The following is a 20,122-nucleotide window of genomic DNA, read 5'->3' as shown; positions in this document are numbered from 1 at the left end:
GCTGCAAATCCTTTGGCAGGGTGGTTTCGGCTAGGGCTGGGGGAGGGTTGCACCCCTCTCCCCGCCCGTCTCGGTGGTGGTTACATCTGCGGGACGTAATCCGGGTCGTTCACCTGCTCGTCGGTGATCTGACCATCGTCGGTCGCGTTGCCCGCGAAGTCGTCGGCGTTGGTGGTGCGGGCGGCGCGGCGGTTGCTGCGGCTGCCGTCCAGATTGGACTGGCGCGGCTCGGGGCGGTTCCACACGACGCGGTAACCTTCCTCCATGTTGCCGAAGAGCATGATCTGCAGCGGCTCGCTCAGGCTGGGGTCGTCGAGCTTGCCCTGAAAGAAGACCTCGCCGGTGCTGTTGCTCTTAAGCTCCCACAGCGCGCCGATCTGCACCCAGCGCTTAGCGACGTTCAGGACCATGATCTCGAAGGCGGGCGCGCGCTCGTTGGTGCTGTTGGTCGCGCGCAGGCCGAGGCGCGGCAGGTCGATGGTGGCGGTAGCGATCGAGCCGAGAAGCTGGCCCTTGACGACGGCGAACTGACCGATGTTCATAGCACTTACTCCATCTAGGCGGGGGCCTGTCCCCCTGTTGTCTGGGCTTGGGGCCTTTCCCCTCCCGACATCTTTCTTTTACCCCCTTCCCTCCAAGTATTGAAGCACATTGATTTCTTGACGCCTTTGTCATCGTACCTGGTGAGTCCGAGCACAAATAGCTCCCGACTAGGGAGCGTAACTAATCGAATCAAATACGCATTGATCGCGCTAGCGAGCAATTCAGATTAACAGGAACGATGTTTGATGGGCGTAGCCCCGGCCTGTGATCTCATCGCACCCGGAGCCGTCCTCGCAGGGGCTCAAGAGGCAGGCGCGGCCGGCGGGGTCAACACGAATCACGGAGTGTCTGCCGCTTTAGCGGTAGAAACCGTTATTCTTGTTGAGGCGTCTTCAAACAAATAAAAGCATTGCCAGCTCTGCTGGCAATTCTCCTTTGACGCCGACCCCGTCGGACGGGTCTGGCACGCAGAGACACTGAGAGACGGCGAAGGGTGCGATGAGATCATTGGCCCAACAAACAATCATCATGCGCGCAAGCGCATGATTCCCCAGCCGCAGGCTGCCGGCGGTGCCCGCCGAGCTGGATAAGCCGCGTGAGGAGAGGGCAGGGGGCAGCGCCGCGCATCCGCGTCAGACGCCTCAGGAGCGCCGTGGAGGCGTCTCGGGACCCGGACAAGGGATCGTGACCGCTTGCGGCGGAGACCCGCTTCAGCGGGGCTCCGGTCGGCTTTAGCCGACTAGAGCCCGGCCCCGCCCCTCGGGCGGGGTGGCCCTGCAACTCAGATGGCGAGCTGAAGCGTGAAGCCGTTGGAGCTAAGCTCCTAAGAGACCCACTTCATCTGGGGTTTGCCGTCGAGGCGCCAGCCCTGCGACGTCCGAACATAGCGCGACACGAGACCTCCTCCGCACAAGCCCGAGCAAGTGTAGCTCCATTCGACAGTTGCGGACTTCCCATCGGCAGAAACCTTGGGAACGCCGAAGCTGTAGATGAACGTAGGTGAAATGGGCTTTCCGGGTACAGGAGCGTGAACATTGGCGCGTGACCACGCCGCGTTATCCGCGGCTGAATACCCCGCAGGAAGCATCTCGCGAAGCTCAGGACAGGATTTCAACAGGCCCGGATGGGTCGGGTCAACGTCGACATAGTAGGAGGTGTCACCCGATTTTGAATGAGGAATCTCGAGGTCTCGAAGCGCAACGCGGCCGACTTCGCAAACCACTGCCGGCGTGGGTGCGTCAGCGGTAGAGACACCGGCGAACAAAATGACAATCAAATCTAACATAGCGTCCTCTCAGTCCGACAAGACCCGTTATTTGCTCTTCGCAGGCGTCGAAAGGCACCAGGAGCCAGATTGAGTCCGATGTGTAGGAATGAAAAGCCGATCATCCGCTCGTACGGCTACGGTTACGCAGGAGGATGGCGCGACTGATCCACAGGGTGAATGGCCAAGAGACATACCCCGCCTCGACAAGGACAGGGCCGGGCGGGAAGCCGTCGATCGGGAGGGTGTCGGGCTGCCACCACGGCCATGGGAAGGCGAGGTAGAAGCCTCCTGCAAGCATGAGCAAGGGCAGGGCGGAGCCGATCGCAACGTAGACCAGGTGAGGCAGGGGCGACCCGCTCAGCCGCTTGGCCGCCAGAGCGATACCAGCGGTGATGCTGGCAGCGATCAGCGCCGGGATGCCGATGAGTATGGCATGGAAGAAGAGGATCGTCGCGAGGACCTGTGGGTCGAACGGTTGCACCAGCTACGCTCTGGATCAGGCCGTGTAGCTCGACACCGCGCATGCGCTGCGCACGTCGGTGATGCGCAGGTCGCAGGTGAGGCGCACCTGTGACGGGTGCCAGGAGCCGCTCCAGGTCACTGCGCCGACGATGGGGTTCCCGGCGCCGTTGAAGAGGCGGATCTGAAGGCTCTGCGGACCTTGTCGAGGCATCGCGAACTCGCGTCGTGCAGCCGGGCTGACGCACCGGCTACCGACGGTCTGACATTGTGCGATCCGCTGGTCTGGCGCGAGCGTGCCGCTTCGAAGAGGGTCACTGCCTGCCTCGCCGTAGATGAGCATCAGTGGCGAGTTGCGTCCACCTTGCGGCGTTCGAACGTCGACGACGACCTCTGGCATGACCGGACGACGGTTCATGGAGTGGACGTATGTAGCGCCGGCGATCAGCACGGCGGCTATCGCAGGGACAGTCAGGATAACGGCTGTGGCTGTTGAAAAAGTCCTACTGAAGGCTGCCGATCGTCTGTCGAAATCGCCTTTTTAGATTATGCGAGAGGTTTGCTTATCCGGTTCCACCTGAGACATCAGGAGCCACCTTGGGGTCGGGATCCTGTGCCTTGCCGGTTGCGGGTGCCGCTTTCTGGCTCGGCATAGCGGTGAGATAAGCAACGATCGCGTCAACGTCCTTCTCGGCCACCGGCGCCTTGTACACCTCACGCATCTTGGTGACGGTCGCCTTCCACTGGTCCGCCGATAGCGCAGGCTGAGTTAGCGCCATGCTGGCCGAGTGGCACGAAGTGCAGTTGGCGTTGATGACGTCGGCGTGCGGACCATCGGGGTAGGTAGCGTCATCGACCGGCAGGTCGACGCTGGTCGAGGCGAGCGAAAAGCCGCGGGCTGAGACGCTGGTGGGCGGTGCCGGCTCGGATGTCTCGGAGATCGGGGCAGGCGCCTTGCGGCTGCTCGGCGCCCCGATCGAGACGAGGATAATGCCGGTCAGGCCGATCAGGCCAGCGGCCATGATGCCGGGAGACGGGGTCTTCATGCTACTCGCTCCTCAGGCCGCGATGATGGTGGTGGTCTCGATATTGCCGCGCATGAACCCGCCGGGATTCCAGATCGGCTTCATCGGCTGAGCGACACCGTTGGTGTTCCAGCAGCGCACCATGATGGGGTTAGGCCCGCGTCTCAGCGGCACCCGCCCGTCCCAGCGCCGGAAGCTGTACCTTCCTTCGTCCGCTCCGAGCGTCGTCCTGTACCAGGTGCGGCCACCGTCCGACGACACATCGACCTTGGCGACGCCGCAGTCGCCGCCCATTGCGATGCCGCCGACCGGGATCGACGCTTCAAAGGCGATCGCCTGACCATCGGGCAGGCTGGTCATCCAGCTACGCGGGATCATGCGGTTGATGGGGACAGTCGGGAAGTCTCTGGCGCCGGGCGCGACATTCGCGCCCGGCGTCGCGGGGATCTTGTAGGCCTTGGCCATCCAATACTGGTCGTCGGGGCCGGGCAGTACCTCGATCGAGTTCAGCATCTTGACCCAATAGGTCGAGTACCAGCCCGGCACGATCAGCCGGCAGGGAAAGCCATTGAGGAGCGGCAGCTGCTCGCCGTTCATGCCGAAGGCGATTATCACTTCGCCGTCGCGGGCATGGTCGATGTCGAGCGCCTTCTCGAAGTCAGGGGCGCCCGCCACGACCGGCTGATCGAGAGCGCCGAAGCGCACCTGCACCGCGCCTGCCTTGACCCCGGCGAGGTCGAGCACGTCGCGCAGGCGCACACCGAGCCACTTGGCGTTGCCCATCGCGCCATTGCCCCATTGCGCGCCGGCGACGCGCGGCTGGAACAGCCCGCGGCTGTTGCCCGAGCACTGGTTCACCGCCGCCATCTCGACCCGCGGCAGGCGCAGCAGCTGAGCGAGGCTGATCGACAGCGGCCGATTGACGTGGCCGAAGACGTTGAGGCGGAAAGTCTCGACATCGATCGAGGTCGGGATATCGGCCCAGTGCCAGCGGACGAAGAACTGGTCGTTGGGGGTGAACACCGACTTGTCGAACACCTCCATCGGCGTCTCCAGCAAAGGCGGATGGACGCGCTGAAGGATCATGCTGCCTTTGCCGGGAAAGGCGCTGGTCATCGGCCGTTCGGCATTGCCGCCGGGCAGCTTCAGGTCGACGAGCTGCTGCGCCAGCGCAGGCGCGGCGGCAAGGCCGGCGGTACCGAGCGCGGCATGCCTGAGAAAGCGGCGACGGCTGGTCTCACTCGCCAGCCCGGCGTCGAAATTGTCCATGACAAGGCTCTCCTGTGGCCAGTCACGCTGGCGGATCGAAGGGGCGTTCTGCAAGTGATCGGACCGACTGATCCGATCATCATGGCGGATCAGTTCGGGGTGGCGATGCAGGGTGAGACGAACAGGTTGCCGCGCCATGCGCCGGCCAGCGTCTTGGCGCCGACGAGCAGCCACATCGCCGCAAGCGCGACTGTCAGCACCGTGCCGACGAAACCGAAGAAACCGAGGTTCAGCGTCGTGCCTAGGCGGAAGGTGGCGACGGTGTAGACGCCGAGCGGAAAGGTATAGCCCCACCAGCCCAGGTTGAACGGGACGCCGGCGCGCCAGTAGCGGATGGTGATGAGCGTCGCGAGCGCCAGCCACCACAGGCCGAAGCCCCACAGGCAGAGTCCGGCCACAACGCCGATCCCCTGCGCGACGGTACCGACACCGGCCAGCCCGTGCGCCGCGAGGATCGCCGGCGCGTCCGCCCCGAGCACCAGCATGCCCAGAGCACCCGTGCCGATCGGTCCCAGCGCCAGCCAGGAGGACGCCGCCATGCTCTCATGCGGCAGCCTGTGGAGCGCCATGCGCAGGATGAGGATGGCGAGGATGCCGAACGCGACCGGCACCGAATAGGCCCACAGCACATAGGAGGTCGCAAGCGTGACTAGCTGCGCATGAGGATCGGTTAGATGCGGCGCGAGCAGCCCGCCGCTGGCGCCCGCCACTTCGGCAGCGACGACCGGCAGCAGCCATACGGCGGTCATGCCGTCCAGGCTGTGCTCGTGGCGGGTAAACATCAGGTAGGGGATCAGCACGCCGCAAGCGAGCGACATGGCGACATCAATCCACCACAAGACCTGCGCGACCGGCACGATGCCGTCCCCGAACCGCGCGATGCCGAAGGCAAGGCAACCGTTGATGATCGTCGCCAGCCCCATCGGGATGGTCCCGATGAACATCGACACGGTGTTGTGCCCGAAGATGCGCCGCGCCTCGTGCCCGAACATCGTCCAGCGAGCGCCATAGAGGCCGGCGAACAGCGCGAAGAGCGCGATATTGAAGAACCACAACACCTCGCCGACAGGTTTAAGCGAAGGCCCGATGCCGGGCACCTGCGGCAGCGCGAGGGCAAGGATGCCCGTGCCCATCGTCGCGGCGAACCAGTTGGGGGTGAACTGGCGGATCATCTCGCGGGGGTGATCGAGCCGGCTGAGCGGCTTGAGGCCGCTGAGAACGGAGTGCGTGTCGGCAGTCATGCGACCTGCTCCTTGATAAGATCCGTCAGCGCGTCGGCCGCGCGGGTGCGATAGCGTTCCTTGTGGCGCAGCGCGTGAAAGGCGCGGTCGGGCAGCCCGAGCGGCAGCTCGACCAGATCGCCGGCCTTGAGCGCGCGCGCGACGACCAATCGCGACAAGACGGCAACGCCGGCACCGGCCTCGACGGCGGTGCGCACCGCCTCGTTGGACGGCAGCGTCATCGCTATCGTCAGCTGGGCCGGATCAAACCCGCGCGTTCGCAGCACGTCCTCGAAGGTCGAGCGTGTACCCGATCCCTGCTCACGGACGATCCAGCGTGCAGTGCGCAGCCAGGCCTCGTCGATGCGTTCGGCTTCCTCGCGGCCGACCAGCACCATCGGGTCACGCCCGACCTTCCAGTGGGCGAGCGCCGGTTCATCCACCTCGCCCTCGACAAAGCCGAGTTCCGCCGCGCCGCTCAGCACCTGCGCTGCCGCGCCCTCGGTGTTGTCGATCGCCAGCTCGACCGCAATCTGCGGGTGGCGTTCGTGGAAGGCGGCGAGCTTTGCCGGCAACCAATAGCTCGCGATCGTTTGGCTGGCGACGATCCGCAACGAACCACGCGCAAGCCCGGCATAGTCCGCTAGCATCGTCTCGGCATGCGCTGCCCGCCCCAGCACCGCGCGCGCTTCCTCCAGAAAGCCGCGGCCCGCCTCGGTCAGCTGGATGCCACGCCCGACGCGGTGAAACAGAGGAACCCCGTAGCGCGCTTCGAGGGCCGCAACCGCGCCGGAGGCAGCAGACTGCGTGACGTTCAGCGCCTCCGCTGCCTTGGTGACGTGTTCGCGCTCCGCGACGCCGACGAATATTCTGAGCTGCTCCAGGGTCATGCAGCATATATCGCGCGTCTTGATCGATACGACCAACCGTTTGGTATGGTCATTCCAATCTGGATATCGGAATGATCGGCAGCCTTTCGTCTGCGAAGGTCTCGAAGACTTGAAGCGTTACGCGTGCCCGCGACGTTTGATCGTCCATGACCGATATGATCGAGCGCAGTTCTGATCCCTACAATGCCGAGCCGACGCCCGGTGCGTTGATCGAGCGGTTTCTGACGCCGCAGGCGCTGTTCTACGTGCGCAGCCACGGGCCGGTGCCGGATCTGCCCGCCAATCATCGGATCGAGGTGAGCGGGAGGGGCATGGCGAGCCGCTTCTTCTCGGTGCAGGAACTGAAGAGCACGTTTGCCACGCGCACGGTAACGGCGGTTCTCCAGTGCGCCGGCAACCGGCGTACCGATCTCCAGCAGGTCGCCAACACCTCCGGCGATCCGTGGGACGTAGGCGCGATCGGCAATGCGGAGTGGACCGGCGTACGCTTGGCCGATGTGCTCGATGCGGTCGGCGCGCCGGATGCGTCCGAGCTGTTCGTGGCGTTCACCGGCGCGGACGAGGTGGACGTGGAGGGTGAAGAAGCCTTGTTCGGGGTATCGATCGCCATGAGCAAGGCGCGGGAGCCCGACGTACTCCTCGCCTGGGCGATGAATGGCGAGCCGCTGACGCCCGAACATGGCGCCCCGCTCCGCATGGTGGTGCCTGGCTATGCCGGGGTCCGGAGCGCCAAATGGCTGACACGGATCGAGGTGCGTGAAACGCCCTCCGAGGCACCGATCCAGGCGCACGACTACAAGCTCTTCCCCGCCGCTGTGACGAGCGACACCGTCGACTGGAGCCAGGGTCTGACGATCAATGCCATGCCGCTCAACGCCGCGATCTGCTCGCCCGGTGCGGGCGAGAGTTTGGCCGCCGGAGAGGTGCGGATTGAGGGATATGCCATTGCCTATGACCGCCGTATTTCTCGGATCGAAGTGTCGGTGAACGGCGGTCGCGACTGGCAACAGGCGACCTTCGCCGATGATCCGGAGACGCGCTGGGGCTGGCGGCGCTGGATCCTTGACGCCACACTTGCCAAGGGACGCCAGCACCTTGTCGCCCGTGCCTTCGACGAGACCGGGCAGGGACAGCCCGAGCGGCCGGATACGATGTGGAATTTCGCCGGCTATCTGTGCACCGCCTGGCATCACGTTCACGTGCTGGTCGAATGATCGAAGCATCAGCGGCATCGGACGTCGCTTTCTGGATCGATGCGATTGGCCGGCTGGTGGTGGCGACCGCGGCCGGGATGGTGCTCGGCTGGGAACGCTCGCGTGAGAACCGGCAGATCATGGGCCTGCGGACGCTGGGTCTGGTCGGTCTGGCGAGTTGCATCGCCGTTCAGGCGATCGTGCATAGTGGCTTGCCGAACGTGAACGCCGATGCCGCAGGACGGGCGATGCAGGGCATTCTGTCCGGCGTCGGCTTCATCGGTGCCGGTGCGGTGCTGCGGGTCGGCCAGGGTCAGGAAGTGCATGGATTGGCGACCGCCGCGTGCATCTGGGTGACAGCCACGATCGGCGCGGCAGCAGGGTTGGCGGTGTGGCCGCTCATCATCGGCGGGGTGAGCCTTGCAATGCTCGTCCTGTTCGTCGGCGCGCCGCTGGAACGCCGCATCCGCGAGCGAGCCCGTCTGACGCCGGCCGAGACCGACAGGAAGGATGTCGAGCGCAAGCCGTGATCGCGCTGGACCGCCCGGTGCCCGTCGGCGTCGGGATGCGGCAAGGTGCAATCAGGACACCAGCGCCGCATCGGCCTGGCGCCGGACCTCGTCGGCGATCGGATGCAGTTCGGCCGCGGGTCGCTCGCCCACCACACTATAGCCGATCCCGTCGACCGCCCATGTGACCCGGCCCATGGTCCCGCTGGACGTGCTGGTCATGCTCGCGGTCTTGTCGATCTGCATGGGCCTCGTCAGCACCGCAAGTTTCGACGCTTGCGGTCCGTCGTAGAGGAGCAGTGCCGCAGGGCCGTGGGGCGTCGCGACCAGTCGCCCCCCGCCATAGCGATAGCCGGCCGTGCTAAGGTCCGGGATCGTGACGCGCTCACCCAATCGAGCGGAGGTCCATCGGATCAGCATGGCGCGCTGGTCGGGGCCGATCTCCGCCGGTCGTATCCGGTCGGCGGCATAGACACGGAAATTATCACTCGCCTCGTTGGCCAGCGCCGCGATGCCCGCGCGGGGTTCGCCGCTCCACCGCGCGCTCGACCAGCCACCGCCAAACCCCAACGCCAGCAGAAGTGACGCGGCGATGGCGAGCTGCCAACGCGGTTGCCGTTGCCGTCCCCTGATCGCTGCCACGCGCATCGTCGCCGGGATCGGTTCATCCGCGACGGGGGCGAACAGGGATGCAAGGGCTCGCGCCTGCTCCGCCTGCTCTCGCACACGGGCATGCACGTCCGGCTGGCCTTCAAGATAGGCGTCGACCAGGCGCTGCCGCTCGGGCGACAGCCTGCCATCGATCCATGCGGCCAGATCGTCCTCGCCGATCGGGCTGGTCATTGCACGCTCCTCAATCGCGGCCGTTCACCCTCCCGGAGGAGGGTCGCCAGACGGTCGCGCCCCCGCGATATGCGCGACATTACCGTGCCCAGCGGCACGCCGACTACGGCAGCGACCTCCGCATAGGGCAGGCCCTCGACCGAGACCAGGAGCAGCACCGTTCGCTGTTCTTCAGGCAACGCATCAAGCGCGCGCAGCAGGTCGCGGTGGTGCAGGCCTGTGTCCTGATCGGCCGGGCGGCCGAGCGCGGCGTCGTCCACGAGGTGGAGCGGAACCGCCGTACCTCGCCGGCTATGCTGCCGCTGATGATCGACCAACAAATTGTGCAGGATCGCATAGACCCACGGGCGGACCTCCGCACCCCGTCGCTGTCGCCAGCGCCCGACCGCGCGCTCCAGGCAATCCTGCACCACGTCATCCGCCATCACCCGGTCGCGCAACCACGACCGGGCATAGCGGCGCAGCCCGGGGATCAGCGGTTCGATCGCGGCGGCAAGCGGGTCCATCTCAGTCGCGCTGCACCTGCACGATGCGCCCCGGCGCGCCGTTCACCACCTCCGCAACCGCCAGAAAGCGCCGGGGTGTCGCGGTGCTGCCCTGAACGATCTGGCGGATCGGACCCGATGCGTTGACGATCGCCGCACCTGCCGGGTTGCTCATGAAGTTCGCAAGCGGCTCTACAGCGCCGCTGCCGTCCGCATTGGCGGTCAGTACGAGCATGTAAGGCTTCTTGGGCTGCAAACCGGTAACGGCACTCTGCACGACCTGAATGATGCCCTGGTCGAAGAGGGTGATGCTGCTTGCCGTACCTTTGCCGCCAATCGGCCCCATGGTCAGATGCAGCGCCTTGCCCGCTGTGCCGAGCGGCTGGAGATTGTCGGTGCCGGGGCCTGTCGGAACTGCGTTCGACACATAGGCGATCGCCTGCGGTGCCTGTCCGACCGGCACGGTAGCGACGACCGTGTTGCCGGCAGTGTCGATCGCGGCCAGCTCATCGGAATTCTCTAGCCCGACATAAACGCGCCGGCCGTCGCCCGATGGCCAAACACCGTGCGGCATCTTGCCGACCGGAATTGTTGCCACCGGCGTGAAGTCGGACGTGCGGAACACCTTGACCACATTCTCTCCGCCGACCGTCACATACGCGAACTGCCCCTTGGCCGTGCGGGCGAAATTGACATGGTTCGTGATAGGCCCGGTATCCAGCACCTTCAGGATCGCGAAGGGTGGCCGAGCATCGAATGCGACCGTCTTGCCGATGTCCTTCAGCGTAAACCACACTTGCTTGCCGTCCGGCGTCGCGGCGATGTTGGGGCAGAAGGGGCTTGGCTGCGCCACCTGTCCGACCTGCGCGTGGGTCGCAACATCGAACACAGCCAATACCGGATTGAACGAAGAGCAGACATAGCCGTACCGGCCAGCGGGAGAGAAGATCGTCATGCCCGGACCACCGGGCGTCTTGATGCGCCCCGTCTCCTTGTACGTCGTGGGGTCGAGCACGGCGATATAATCCTCGCCGCGGACCGTGACCCACACCTCCTTGCCGTCCGGCGTGAAGAACGCCTCGTGCGGACTGCGCCCGACATAGGTCGTGTGCTTGACGGTGTTGGTGGCGGTGTCGATCCACGACACGGCGTTCGATCCGATCGACACGACCGCCAAGGTCTTCCCGTCCGGCGAGAAGCCCAGGCCGTGAACCAGCACCTGTCCCTTGTAGAGCGGGGAGAAGTTCATCGGCTGGGGATCGCCGAGTTTGATGACGCCGAGCAGCCGGTTGTCGGCCGGGTCGGTCACCGACACCGTGTTGGAGAATTGTTCAGACGCATAGACGCGGTCGCGGTGGCTGACGGGCATGTCCTTAGCGTTCCACGGCGCCTGCTGGGCCACGGCGAGGCCCGGTGCGGCGCTCATCAGCAAGGCGGCCGAGCGCAGGATGGTCCGGATCATGTCAGTGCTCCATAGGGCTATGGTGGTCGCCGCCCTGCGTCGGGGCTGGCGTCGAAGGCGGTAGCGGCTGGCCGATCGCCAGCTTCATGGCGGCGATCTCCTGCTGCTGATCGATGATGATTTCCTGCGCGATGCGCTTGAGCTGCTCGTTATGGCCGTAGCGCAGCTCCGCCACCGCCATATCGATGGCACCCTGATGATGCGGAAGCATCATCGCCACGAAGTCGCGGTCGACGTCACCGGACGGCTTGACCATCATGCCCGCCATCATCCGGTCCATCGCGACAGACATCATGGTAGCGTAGCCATCGGCGGGGGCGGCCGCGACTGCGCCTGTAAGTAGGGCCGGAGCAGTCAGACCCAGCATCCAGTTTCGTCTATGCATAAGCCTCCGGCGCATCAGTCCTGAAAGCATAGACGACGCTCGTCCGGGTTTATTCCATGGGTGAGCCGGTTATCAGCCTTCCCGATTGGGAACCTCCAACGGGACGACCGTGACCGACACAAAAATCCGCTGTATGCCCGCCGGGGCTTTCCCAAAATATGTTCCCGAAATATCAGTCCCGAAATTCGCTGTTTGAGATGGGATAACGGGACTCATGCTGGTTGGTTATGCGCGTGTCTCGACCTCCGACCAGGACCTGACGCTACAAACCGATGCGCTGACCAAGGCTGGCTGTGAAAAGCTGTTCACCGACAAGGTGAGCGGCGCGAAGCTGAACCGTCCCGGTCTGACCGAAGCTCTCAATTTCGTGCGGGCCGGTGACACGCTGGTGATATGGAAGCTCGATCGCCTTGGCCGATCGATCGGGGGCCTGATCGAACTGGCGGCGGACTTGTCCGCTCGGAAGATTGATTTCCGGTCCCTGACGGACGGGTTCGACACGGCAACCCCATCGGGCCGTCTGCTGTTCCATATCCTCGCTTCTGTCGCGGAGATGGAGCGCGAACTGATAAAGGAACGGACGATTGCCGGTTTGGCAGCGGCACGGGCCAAGGGCGGCACGGGCGGAGGCCGCAAGTCGGTCATGACGCCTGACATGCTCGATACCGCCCGCAAGCTGCTCAAGGCTGGCGACAAACCGGCGAAGGTCGCGAAGCTGCTCCAGGTCGGCCGTTCTACCTTCTATCGCCACTTCCCTGCGGCCGAGCGCGAACCCGGCAACCGGCGTCAGAAGATCGTCGCGTAGTAGGATTGCTCGAACCGGCCACGGCTGATCCGGGCCATGCGCTCGATGCGTTCCGGCACCGGGGGCGGGCGACGGTTCCGGGCCGGTCTTGCGTCGGTGCGGGCTAACAGCACGAGATTGGCAATGGCCGCGCCCAACAGAAACTCTTCTTCGGCACCGCGCAGTCCGCGAAGGTGCAGGCGGGTCAGCCCTCGCTTGCCTTTGGCATCGGCGAACACCCGCTCGACACCCCGGCGCAGCCGCATCGACCGCTTGAATAGCGGCGTCTGCATCTCGCCGCGCACCATCTCACGCACGTCCTCATACTCGCTGTGCGTGACCGACCTGTTGCTGCCTGCGGTGCATTTCCGTTTGAGGTGACAGGCGCGGCAATCGGCAGGACTGGCGCTGTATCGGAGAAAGCCCGCCCGACGATCGGCACCGCGAAAGGGCAGTATCTTCCCAGCGGGGCAGACATAGCGGTCCTGCTCCCGCTCATAGCGGAAGGCTTCGCGGGGGAATTTGCCCTTGGTCTGTTCGGATCGTTCCAGCACCGGGATATGCGGGATGGTGCCGCGATCGGTGACGAACGCCAGGAACGCAGCGCTGCCATAGGCGGTGTCGGCCGCGACACGCTTTGGCCGATAGCCGAACCGATTGTCGGCCCGTGCCAGCATGGTCCGCCCCGCATCGACTTCCGCGGCGAAGCGGGCGGGACTGGCCTCCACGTCGATCGCCACCCCTCCCGGCGTGTCAATCAGGACATTGAAGGCATAGCCGAACCGGCCCCGCGCCGTGCGCGCCGACCATGCCGACGCCGGATCGGTGCGTGACACCTCGGCCGGTTTGCCACGCGGTACGCCATGTTCCTGCGGTGGAGCATTGGCCTGATCCGCCAGCCATTCACAAACCGGGCGGGGAAGCCGGGGCGCGGCCATGTCGGCGTCCCGCATCTTGCGCTGCCAGCTTGCATCGGCCGCGACGAACGATGCATCGATTGCGGCATCCTTGTGGGCGATCAGCCCCGCATCGGCGCAGCGCCGCACCGTCTGCTCGAACAGGATGCGGAAGATGCTAGCATCGCGGAAGCGGCCATGCCGGTTCTTGCTAAACGTCGAGTGGTGCGGCACCGGCGCGTTGAGCGGCAATCGGCAGAACCAGCGATAGGCGAGGTTGAAGCGGACTTCCTCACACAGACGGCGCTCCGACGTGATGCAATAGAGGCGAGCGATCAGCGCCATGCGGACCAGCAATTCAGGCGCGATCGAGGGACGCCCACGGCAACTGTAGTGCGGCGCGAGCGCATCGCGCAGTTCACCCAGGTCGATCAGCCCGTCTATCCCCGGCTGTTTTCATGATGCCTCACCTGACAGGTGTTGCCGCGGCGCCGGCCGGCGCAGGTGCTGGAAGGCCTGCACGTCGGGGAAGAGCAGGCGAGGGAGGTCGAGGAGCCAACCCGACGTGGTCCAGCATCCGATCGCCGCCAGTAGCCAGACGCCGATGTAGGATTGGCCGGCGACGTCGTCGGCCAGGCTGCCGTAGGACCTCATGAGCCAGACGAGCAGGGCAGCAAATAGGAACGTGCGCTTCCAGGTGTAGCGATCCGTGATGCCCCGCAGGCGGCGCTCGAGGTCGATCACCGGATCTCGGCCGGGATGTCTGCGGTGCTGATCCATGCTGCCGTTCTCCCTGCGATCATCGATAGCGCAGGCTGCAGAGCGGGGAAACTCGACTGCCGTCAATCTTGCTCCAAATCAGCCGCGAAGCTCCTAAATAGGCCGCATGGCCTCGAACGACACCGGCGCGTTGCGCCGCCTCATCTACACCAGCCGCGCGAACGATCACGATCTGGTGGACATCCTGCGGGTGAGCCGCGCGAACAATGGCATCGACGGGATCAGCGGCCTGTTGCTGGCGAAGCACGGCATGTTCGTTCAGGTGCTCGAAGGCCCGCCCGAGAGCGTAGCGACCACTTTCGAGCGCATTCGACATGACAACCGGCACTCGCACGTGGAGGTGCTGAGCGACACGGCCGAAGCGGAGCGGGCGTTCGGCGACTGGGCCATGGCGGGTCTACCCGGCGAGGACGATGTATCGGTGCGCGAGCGCTTGGCGGTGCTGACGAATGGGGCGCCGGCGACGATCAAGACGGTCTTTCAGGGTTCCTGACGTGACGTAAGGATGCCGAAGACGCGGTGCGCAGCGATTTAGCGAACGCCCGGTGGATGGGGCGCTGCGATCCAGGCGTCGATGTCGCGGCCAGCCTCCTCCCGCAACTCGCGCATGTCGTTGCGGGTGAGCCGGCCGTCGGCCCACGCGGCGCTATAAGCAGCGGCTCCCTTCGGGCCGGCTCGCGCCAGCACCTGCGCGGCACGCTGCTCGCTCAAGGAGACCGTCGCCAGGTTGAAGAAGCACCACATAGCGGCAGCGGCGCAAAGACAGGCGAGGCCCGTCCCGATGCCGACGAATGCCTCTCGCCGCATGGGTCAGCTGCTCCGCAACACGCCGAGGCGCGCCCGTAGATAGCCGAGGCCGAAGACGTAGATCGGGACGACGATAATGGCGGACGCTCCCCACACCCACGGGTCGACGTCTGCGTAGATGAGCAGGGCGACCACCGCGAACCAGTAGGCCGTGTCGACGAGGTTCATGACGGACTTGAGGTGATCCCGGCGGCTGGTCTCGGGGATAGCGAGACGTGCTCTGTCAGGCTCGGCCATGATCGTCGCTCCCGTTGAGTTCGAAACGAACATACCGCACTCGGCATCGAAGCCAACCGGGGTTGCCTCCGATCAGACAGCGTTCCGTAGCGGCTCCGGCTTCTTGCCATCCGGCAGTATGGCGCGAAGGTGCTGGTGGACCATGGGCGTCGAGAAGGGCTTGCTCAGGAAGGTCGCCTTGTCGGGCAGGTCGCCGTCCTCCGGCTTCACGCGGCCGCTCGCGATCACGATCTCGATCCACGGGTAGAGCTCGGCGACGTGCCGCGCCAAGGCAAAGCCATCGGTGTCACCCGGCATGTCGACGTCGGAGAAGAGCAGGGTGATGGTATGGGCGTACTCGGGCAGCATCAGGATCGCAGCGTCACCGTCGTTCGCTTCGTGTGTCCGGAACCCCGCGTCTTCCAGGATGCCGGAGGCATCCATGAGGATGATCGGATCGTCGTCGACGACGAGCGCGAATGGGATGGTGGAAGATTCCATCCGCCATGAACCCTTGATCGCCATCAAGGTCCCGTATGTAAATGATTTTCCCTTTGCCCTGTCCCTTCGTGGAGCGGTACGCCGCACGCCTCACCTGTCGAGGCGGTCGTGACCTTGGAACCAGGCGTACGAGCGGAGCCGGTTCTGCACCGCGAGCACCGCGAAGGCGATGGACCAGCCAAACAGCACTGCTAGCAGCGCGTTGGTTGGCGCGTGCGCCAGCAACAGCACGATCATCGAGATCGACGCCGCAGCGCCGAGGACGAGCAGCTGACTGCCATTCGCCGGCTGTGGAAGGCCGGCGCGATCAACACGCCAATCATGAGGCTTCGACGCATGCCGCCAAGCAATGACAGCGTTCCAGGCGGCAATCGCGAGCGCGATAAGCGTTCCGGCGGTCAAGACGGTGTTCATCGGCGTCCACAATCTCTCTTCGAGATAGATGTGAAGCTTGGCCGATGGTCAAGCTGAGCGAGCCGAGCGCACAAAGATGGGTGTCCGGTGAGAAAGAGACTTGCGCACCCCGTTCGCGTTATGTTCAATGGCCGCCACAGGAGGAAGGCCATGAAGTTGAAGGACGCGATGCGCGGCTACGATTACGATCTGCCGCTGAAGGACGCGCTGAACGATCGCGAGCTGTCGGTTGATCGTCGGGTCATGGCCGGCGCGACCGTCGGGATCGGCCTGGACGTGGCGTACCTATCGGTGTGTCAGCTCGAGGAGGCGTTCGCCGCGCTGGCCACGGATCTCAGCAACGGCGTCGAGCAGGGTCGCGGATACGAGGACCTGGCGGACATCCTCAAGGATCAGAGCCCGTATCAGATGCGGATCTGGCACCTGCTGGACACAACGCCGCTCGAGCTCGCGCTCGAGGACCTCGCGTGGCTCAAGAGCCTGACCTACCGGCGCGCGCGCATGGCACGCGTCGTCAGCGAGGAGAAGCTGGCGATCCCGTATGTGACCGACGAGGCGCTGTGCGAGGGCGTGACCGCGTCGCAACTGATGGCGCGGGTTTCCGCGGCTGATTGATCGCGGGCCGTCAGGCGACCTGGGCGAGCATCGTCTCGGGCGCCTGCGGCCGGCGACGCGAGACGCGGAACGGCTGGACCGGATTGCCGGTGCGCACCACGAACTGATCGACGCCTGTCGCCTCGCGCAGCTGCACAGCCACGGCATAGGCATTGTCGAACGAGGCAAGCGTACGCGCTGCGGGTGCGATGATGCTCATGGCGTAATCCTTGGTGGTGCGACGATGGGACGCGGGCGTGCGCCGGCGTTCATGGATTGTTGAGCTGGATCGGTATAGCAAAGCGAGCGGACCGGATTCGATGCGCCTGCGTTCTTCCAGTCCATCCGCCGTTTCGACGGAGGATCCTTTGGATGACGGGGTCGGGGCCGCTGCTATCGGCTTCGGCCCTGTTTTCGTTTCAGCGCTTGCCGCCGTAAAGGTCGGTCCTCGGCGGGAGCTTGCGCGCCAAGGTCGCTGATACGCCGAGCAGGATCAGGGCGATGACCTGAGCCACACCGGCCTGCATCTCGCCATCAAGCAGCAACGAGGCAAGCGCGAACGCAAACGCGCCGAGTGCGGGCACGACACCGATAATAAGGTGATGAAGCGTTCGCGCGCGAATGAACGTCAGAAGGAGCGCCGCACCAAGGTTGATTGATGCCACAAACATCGTCATGCTATAGAGCGCTGTCCCGAAAATCATACGACACGTCCTCTATTTAACATAAGTCTTATTATCGATCCGATGGCGTGTAAGCGGGTGCATTCTAGATTGAAGTGCGAAAACCTAGCTTTAATGCGGGTTCCACCCGGCTGAGGGTTGCGCATGGGCCGCTACACGCATCTGGATCTCGACGAACGCCGCAGGCTATATCAGCTCACCAGCGCCGGCATAAGTCCGCGCCAGGCCGCAGCCGAGCTCGGCCGCCACTCGTCGACGATCTACCGCGAGCTGAAGCGCAACCACCGGTTCGACGAAGAGCCGATGTTCCGAGGATATTTTCCGCTGACGGCGCAAGCCATGGCAGCCGGTCGACGGCTGAGAGGCGCTAAGATCAGCCGCTATCCCGAGCTCGCCAGCTACGTCGTGGACCGACTGGAAGCCGCATGGTCGCCGGAGCAGATCGCCGGCTACCTTCGGCACCGCGCCGCAGGCCCGCTGCGGGTGAGCCATGAGACGATCTATCAGTTCGTGTACGGGCCCGATGGCCAGGCGGCCAAGCTGGCACGCCTGCTGCCCACCGGCAGGCGAAAACGCCGACGTCGCTACGCTCGCAAGCCACGTGGCCTGAACATCCCGCCCGCCCACACCATCGCGGCACGACCGCCAAGCATCGCTGGGCGTGCCGACTTTGGCCATTGGGAGGGCGACCTCATCGCATTCAAGGTGCATCACGGTAAGGCCAACCTCACCTCGCTGGTTGAGCGTCGAAGCCGCTTCACCGTGCTTACGCCCAACAGCAGCCGTCACTCCGCCGGCATCATGGATGGCATCGAGCGCCAACTCGGCACCCTTCCCCCTTCCCTCCGTCGCACCATCACGCTCGACCGGGGCACCGAGTTCGCCGGATACGCGCGCCTACGGGAGAGCCTGGGCATGACCGCGTACTTCTGCCAGCCTTCAGCGCCCTGGCAGAAGGGGAGCGTGGAGAACAGCAACGGCAGGATACGGCGCTTCCTGCCCTCGGACACGAACATCGCACAGGTACCGCGGGCCGAGCTCGAGCAGCTGGTTGACCGCCTAAATCGAACGCCGCGCAAGTGCCTCGCCTATCGGACGCCGAATGAGGTTTTGGCTGAGCAGGTGAACCTCGTGCTCGGAGTAGATTCCTGACAACCTCTGTGCCCCCCCCCTCCGCGAACGTCTCTTTGCCGGTCCTCTACCCTCGTCGTAAGGGCAGAGTATCACCGATTCCTATGCCGCGCCCGCTCAAGCCAAGGTCTCTTGGAGTCCAATGCCGACTGAAGCCGAACCGACACTTAAAGTGTACAACGAGCAATCGCGGTGGTATTCTATAGCCGCTCCGTATCGATCACCTATTGGTTTCAAAGCATTTTCAGCGTTAAGCGAAGGTTCTTTCTCTACCTGAACTCCGCCGACATTACTCAAAAGGTTACCGCGCGGTTTGCGCCGTAACAAGCGTCACCGATCCCGCCATATAGTCGATGATGATGTCATATCCCTTTAGGAGGCCGGTCCCGATCAAACCGTCGCTCGCCGATGGAACGGCGTTATCGTGAACAACAGCAACGTTGACAGGCGAGAGGTCACCTATATCAAGGCGAGCCTGTGTTAATCCTGCCACCCTGCGGAGGGCTCCTTCGCCCCGAACCTCGAAGCGCTCGCCTCCGCCCTTTTCCGAGCCGTTTCTCACTGGGACCTTGCCCGACTTTACACGAATTTGTCCATTGTATCCGAGATCAACGGTCAGTCGCAGAGCAACTCCGTCAACTTCTGCGTTTATCGAGCCTGACGAGGAGAGCGGCAGGGTATGCCCGTTCGCCTTCGCATTGATGCTACCCGGCTGCGAGATGAAGACGCGATGTCTACTATTCTGGATAAAAAGTGAGACGCTCGCTAGGTAGTCCCTTCCTAGGATCACATCGACCTGATGGCCCAGAGCTGCCGAGACACCGGTCGTCGCCGCAATAAGCGCCTCACCTTTGAAGGTGGCCTGGAAAGGAACAGATAACTCAAAGTTTCTCGCAAGCGAGGAGCGTACGCGAGCCGTTCCCGTGCTGATGGCGGGCCCCTCACGATAGCGCACGAGGCCCGCTAACTGCGCGAACGAAGGCGAGACCATCGTCCGGGCTGCACCCGTGTCCACGAGGACGCTACACTGTTTACCATTGAGCACGCCCTGGACGATGATGATGCCTCCTCGATCGTCGAAGATCGTCGGAGCGAAGTGATCCGAACCAACAAAGGTTACCGAGCCACCGGCTCCGAGAAGATTATTATCGCCGCGAGCCTTAGGGTTCTCGCCACGCTCCCCGACTCCTTGAAGGTTTGATGACTGGACCAAAGATGGGGATAGTGGCGGCTGCGTTGCTGGTTGGAGCAGCAGCGCCGTGAGCGCGAAATATCCCATCCCAGTCTCCTGATCACCGATTACACCGAGTGGAAGTGCGGCACGTCACTCCACGCTAAAACGAGGGATTCCTCGACCTGATGATGGTTGAGCCGACCTTCGCCCTTGAACATTCATCCGCGAGAGGTTAATCACTAAGATCACGTAGGATCGTTTCCTAATTCACATTAATGCGTCATGTACGAACGCCCGCAAGTGGGTGCTCGTTACCATCCACTTGCGTGACCGAGCCCGTTGCTAGCGCAGCGGGTCCGAAGGTCCAAGAGCCGAGATGATGGCGCATCAGCGTGGCCAGCGCTGCGCTGCTGGGGGGGGCTACACGCTGGCCACGCTGCCACAAGGCGTGTCGCACTTCGGCTTGAAACCGCAGCGCTAAGTACAAATGGCACCAGCCCGCTAGATAGAAATGGCACTCTGCGGTGCTATCGGCGGGTCGCCGGTGTCATAGCCGTTCTCGGCAACGAGGACGCGCATTGTATGACGGTGC

Annotated in this window: 27 protein-coding genes; 6 read left to right on the top strand and 21 right to left on the bottom strand. The window is 64.3% G+C overall.

Annotated elements, in window-relative coordinates:
* Positions 1-80: 80 nt before the first annotated feature.
* The 8 genes from FHY05_RS17150 to FHY05_RS17115 all read right to left on the bottom strand — a co-directional run bounded on the left by FHY05_RS17150 (position 81) and on the right by FHY05_RS17115 (position 6,673).
* On the bottom strand, positions 81-542 hold the full coding sequence (locus FHY05_RS17150) for a DUF736 domain-containing protein (protein WP_183945666.1): 462 nt from the start codon (positions 540-542) through the stop codon (positions 81-83).
* A gap of 824 nt (positions 543-1,366) precedes the next feature.
* Positions 1,367-1,828 (bottom strand): hypothetical protein, encoded by a 462-nt coding sequence (locus FHY05_RS17145; protein ID WP_183945665.1) that lies wholly within the window; start codon positions 1,826-1,828, stop codon positions 1,367-1,369.
* A 100-nt stretch (positions 1,829-1,928) separates the two neighbouring features.
* Positions 1,929-2,291, bottom strand: coding sequence for a hypothetical protein (locus tag FHY05_RS17140; RefSeq protein ID WP_183945664.1), 363 nt, complete (start codon positions 2,289-2,291; stop codon positions 1,929-1,931).
* A gap of 15 nt (positions 2,292-2,306) precedes the next feature.
* Entirely contained in the window at positions 2,307-2,687 is a 381-nt protein-coding gene (locus FHY05_RS17135; protein WP_183945663.1) for a hypothetical protein, read from the bottom strand.
* Between the two features lie 145 nt (positions 2,688-2,832).
* Positions 2,833-3,315: a cytochrome c gene (locus FHY05_RS17130; RefSeq protein ID WP_021224435.1), complete on the bottom strand. Its 483-nt coding sequence runs from the start codon at positions 3,313-3,315 to the stop codon at positions 2,833-2,835.
* Between the two features lie 12 nt (positions 3,316-3,327).
* Positions 3,328-4,563: a molybdopterin-dependent oxidoreductase gene (locus FHY05_RS17125; protein ID WP_183945783.1), complete on the bottom strand. Its 1,236-nt coding sequence runs from the start codon at positions 4,561-4,563 to the stop codon at positions 3,328-3,330.
* A gap of 89 nt (positions 4,564-4,652) precedes the next feature.
* Entirely contained in the window at positions 4,653-5,804 is a 1,152-nt protein-coding gene (locus FHY05_RS17120) for a TDT family transporter (protein ID WP_183945662.1), read from the bottom strand.
* Positions 5,801-6,673, bottom strand: coding sequence for a LysR family transcriptional regulator (locus FHY05_RS17115; protein WP_088368481.1), 873 nt, complete (start codon positions 6,671-6,673; stop codon positions 5,801-5,803). The genes FHY05_RS17120 and FHY05_RS17115 overlap by 4 nt, the downstream gene beginning before the upstream one ends.
* Before the next feature lie 146 nt (positions 6,674-6,819).
* On the opposite strand from FHY05_RS17115, the gene FHY05_RS17110 reads away from it, so the two are divergent.
* Positions 6,820-7,887 (top strand): molybdopterin-dependent oxidoreductase, encoded by a 1,068-nt coding sequence (locus FHY05_RS17110; protein WP_007406227.1) that lies wholly within the window; start codon positions 6,820-6,822, stop codon positions 7,885-7,887.
* Complete coding sequence (locus tag FHY05_RS17105) at positions 7,884-8,396, top strand: MgtC/SapB family protein (RefSeq protein ID WP_183945661.1); 513 nt, start codon at positions 7,884-7,886, stop codon at positions 8,394-8,396. The genes FHY05_RS17110 and FHY05_RS17105 overlap by 4 nt, the downstream gene beginning before the upstream one ends.
* Positions 8,397-8,447: 51 nt before the next feature.
* Here the strand turns inward: FHY05_RS17105 and FHY05_RS17100 are convergent, their stop codons facing one another.
* Genes FHY05_RS17100 through FHY05_RS17085 form a run of 4 tightly spaced genes read right to left on the bottom strand, consistent with a single transcriptional unit; the run spans position 8,448 to position 11,532 of the window.
* The gene (locus FHY05_RS17100; protein ID WP_007406229.1) at positions 8,448-9,218 is read right to left on the bottom strand and encodes an anti-sigma factor; all 771 of its coding nucleotides are present in this window, start codon (positions 9,216-9,218) and stop codon (positions 8,448-8,450) included.
* Positions 9,215-9,724 (bottom strand): RNA polymerase sigma factor, encoded by a 510-nt coding sequence (locus FHY05_RS17095; RefSeq protein ID WP_007406239.1) that lies wholly within the window; start codon positions 9,722-9,724, stop codon positions 9,215-9,217. The genes FHY05_RS17100 and FHY05_RS17095 overlap by 4 nt, the downstream gene beginning before the upstream one ends.
* Before the next feature lies 1 nt (position 9,725).
* Entirely contained in the window at positions 9,726-11,165 is a 1,440-nt protein-coding gene (locus FHY05_RS17090) for a YncE family protein (protein ID WP_183945660.1), read from the bottom strand.
* 1 nt (position 11,166) lies between these two features.
* Positions 11,167-11,532 carry a DUF305 domain-containing protein gene (locus tag FHY05_RS17085; protein ID WP_221191283.1) on the bottom strand — a complete coding sequence of 122 codons (366 nt, stop codon included), beginning with the start codon at positions 11,530-11,532 and terminating at the stop codon, positions 11,167-11,169.
* Positions 11,533-11,764: 232 nt separating this feature from the next.
* Here FHY05_RS17085 and FHY05_RS17080 point away from each other — a divergent pair, with 232 nt between their 5' ends.
* Positions 11,765-12,355: a recombinase family protein gene (locus tag FHY05_RS17080; RefSeq protein WP_183945658.1), complete on the top strand. Its 591-nt coding sequence runs from the start codon at positions 11,765-11,767 to the stop codon at positions 12,353-12,355.
* On the opposite strand, the gene FHY05_RS17075 is transcribed toward FHY05_RS17080, so the two are convergent.
* Together FHY05_RS17075 and FHY05_RS17070 are read right to left on the bottom strand one after the other, a co-directional pair.
* Entirely contained in the window at positions 12,337-13,575 is a 1,239-nt protein-coding gene (locus FHY05_RS17075; RefSeq protein WP_260181664.1) for a transposase, read from the bottom strand. The two genes, FHY05_RS17080 and FHY05_RS17075, sit on opposite strands and share 19 nt — an antisense overlap.
* 111 nt (positions 13,576-13,686) lie before the next feature.
* On the bottom strand, positions 13,687-14,010 hold the full coding sequence (locus FHY05_RS17070) for a hypothetical protein (protein WP_183945657.1): 324 nt from the start codon (positions 14,008-14,010) through the stop codon (positions 13,687-13,689).
* 106 nt (positions 14,011-14,116) lie between these two features.
* On the opposite strand from FHY05_RS17070, the gene FHY05_RS17065 reads away from it, so the two are divergent.
* Positions 14,117-14,503, top strand: a complete 387-nt coding sequence (locus tag FHY05_RS17065; protein ID WP_183945656.1) for a BLUF domain-containing protein — start codon at positions 14,117-14,119, stop codon at positions 14,501-14,503.
* Between the two features lie 38 nt (positions 14,504-14,541).
* Here FHY05_RS17065 and FHY05_RS17060 read toward each other — a convergent pair whose 3' ends face one another.
* The 4 genes from FHY05_RS17060 to FHY05_RS17045 all read right to left on the bottom strand — a co-directional run bounded on the left by FHY05_RS17060 (position 14,542) and on the right by FHY05_RS17045 (position 15,948).
* A complete protein-coding gene (locus tag FHY05_RS17060; protein WP_183945655.1) occupies positions 14,542-14,817 on the bottom strand; it encodes a hypothetical protein in 276 nt (91 codons plus the stop codon).
* A gap of 3 nt (positions 14,818-14,820) precedes the next feature.
* On the bottom strand, positions 14,821-15,054 hold the full coding sequence (locus FHY05_RS17055; RefSeq protein WP_183945654.1) for a hypothetical protein: 234 nt from the start codon (positions 15,052-15,054) through the stop codon (positions 14,821-14,823).
* Between the two features lie 72 nt (positions 15,055-15,126).
* Entirely contained in the window at positions 15,127-15,558 is a 432-nt protein-coding gene (locus tag FHY05_RS17050) for a response regulator (protein WP_260181663.1), read from the bottom strand.
* 66 nt (positions 15,559-15,624) lie between these two features.
* The gene (locus FHY05_RS17045; RefSeq protein WP_183945653.1) at positions 15,625-15,948 is read right to left on the bottom strand and encodes a hypothetical protein; all 324 of its coding nucleotides are present in this window, start codon (positions 15,946-15,948) and stop codon (positions 15,625-15,627) included.
* Between the two features lie 150 nt (positions 15,949-16,098).
* On the opposite strand from FHY05_RS17045, the gene FHY05_RS17040 reads away from it, so the two are divergent.
* Entirely contained in the window at positions 16,099-16,563 is a 465-nt protein-coding gene (locus FHY05_RS17040; protein WP_183945652.1) for a hypothetical protein, read from the top strand.
* 10 nt (positions 16,564-16,573) lie between these two features.
* On the opposite strand, the gene FHY05_RS17035 is transcribed toward FHY05_RS17040, so the two are convergent.
* On the bottom strand, positions 16,574-16,762 hold the full coding sequence (locus tag FHY05_RS17035; RefSeq protein ID WP_183945651.1) for a hypothetical protein: 189 nt from the start codon (positions 16,760-16,762) through the stop codon (positions 16,574-16,576).
* A 199-nt stretch (positions 16,763-16,961) separates the two neighbouring features.
* A complete protein-coding gene (locus FHY05_RS17030; RefSeq protein WP_183945650.1) occupies positions 16,962-17,219 on the bottom strand; it encodes a hypothetical protein in 258 nt (85 codons plus the stop codon).
* A 150-nt stretch (positions 17,220-17,369) separates the two neighbouring features.
* On the opposite strand from FHY05_RS17030, the gene FHY05_RS17025 reads away from it, so the two are divergent.
* Positions 17,370-18,377, top strand: a complete 1,008-nt coding sequence (locus tag FHY05_RS17025) for an IS30 family transposase (protein ID WP_183945649.1) — start codon at positions 17,370-17,372, stop codon at positions 18,375-18,377.
* 280 nt (positions 18,378-18,657) lie between these two features.
* Here the strand turns inward: FHY05_RS17025 and FHY05_RS17020 are convergent, their stop codons facing one another.
* Positions 18,658-19,635, bottom strand: coding sequence for an aspartyl protease family protein (locus FHY05_RS17020; RefSeq protein WP_183945648.1), 978 nt, complete (start codon positions 19,633-19,635; stop codon positions 18,658-18,660).
* Positions 19,636-20,122: the final 487 nt, after the last annotated feature.

The sequence above is a fragment of the Sphingomonas sp. BK580 genome (genome assembly GCF_014194975.1).
Taxonomy (GTDB): Bacteria; Pseudomonadota; Alphaproteobacteria; order Sphingomonadales; family Sphingomonadaceae; genus Sphingomonas.
The sequence above is the reverse complement of the archived record's forward strand: the minus strand, read 5'-3'. Positions and strand labels throughout refer to the sequence as shown.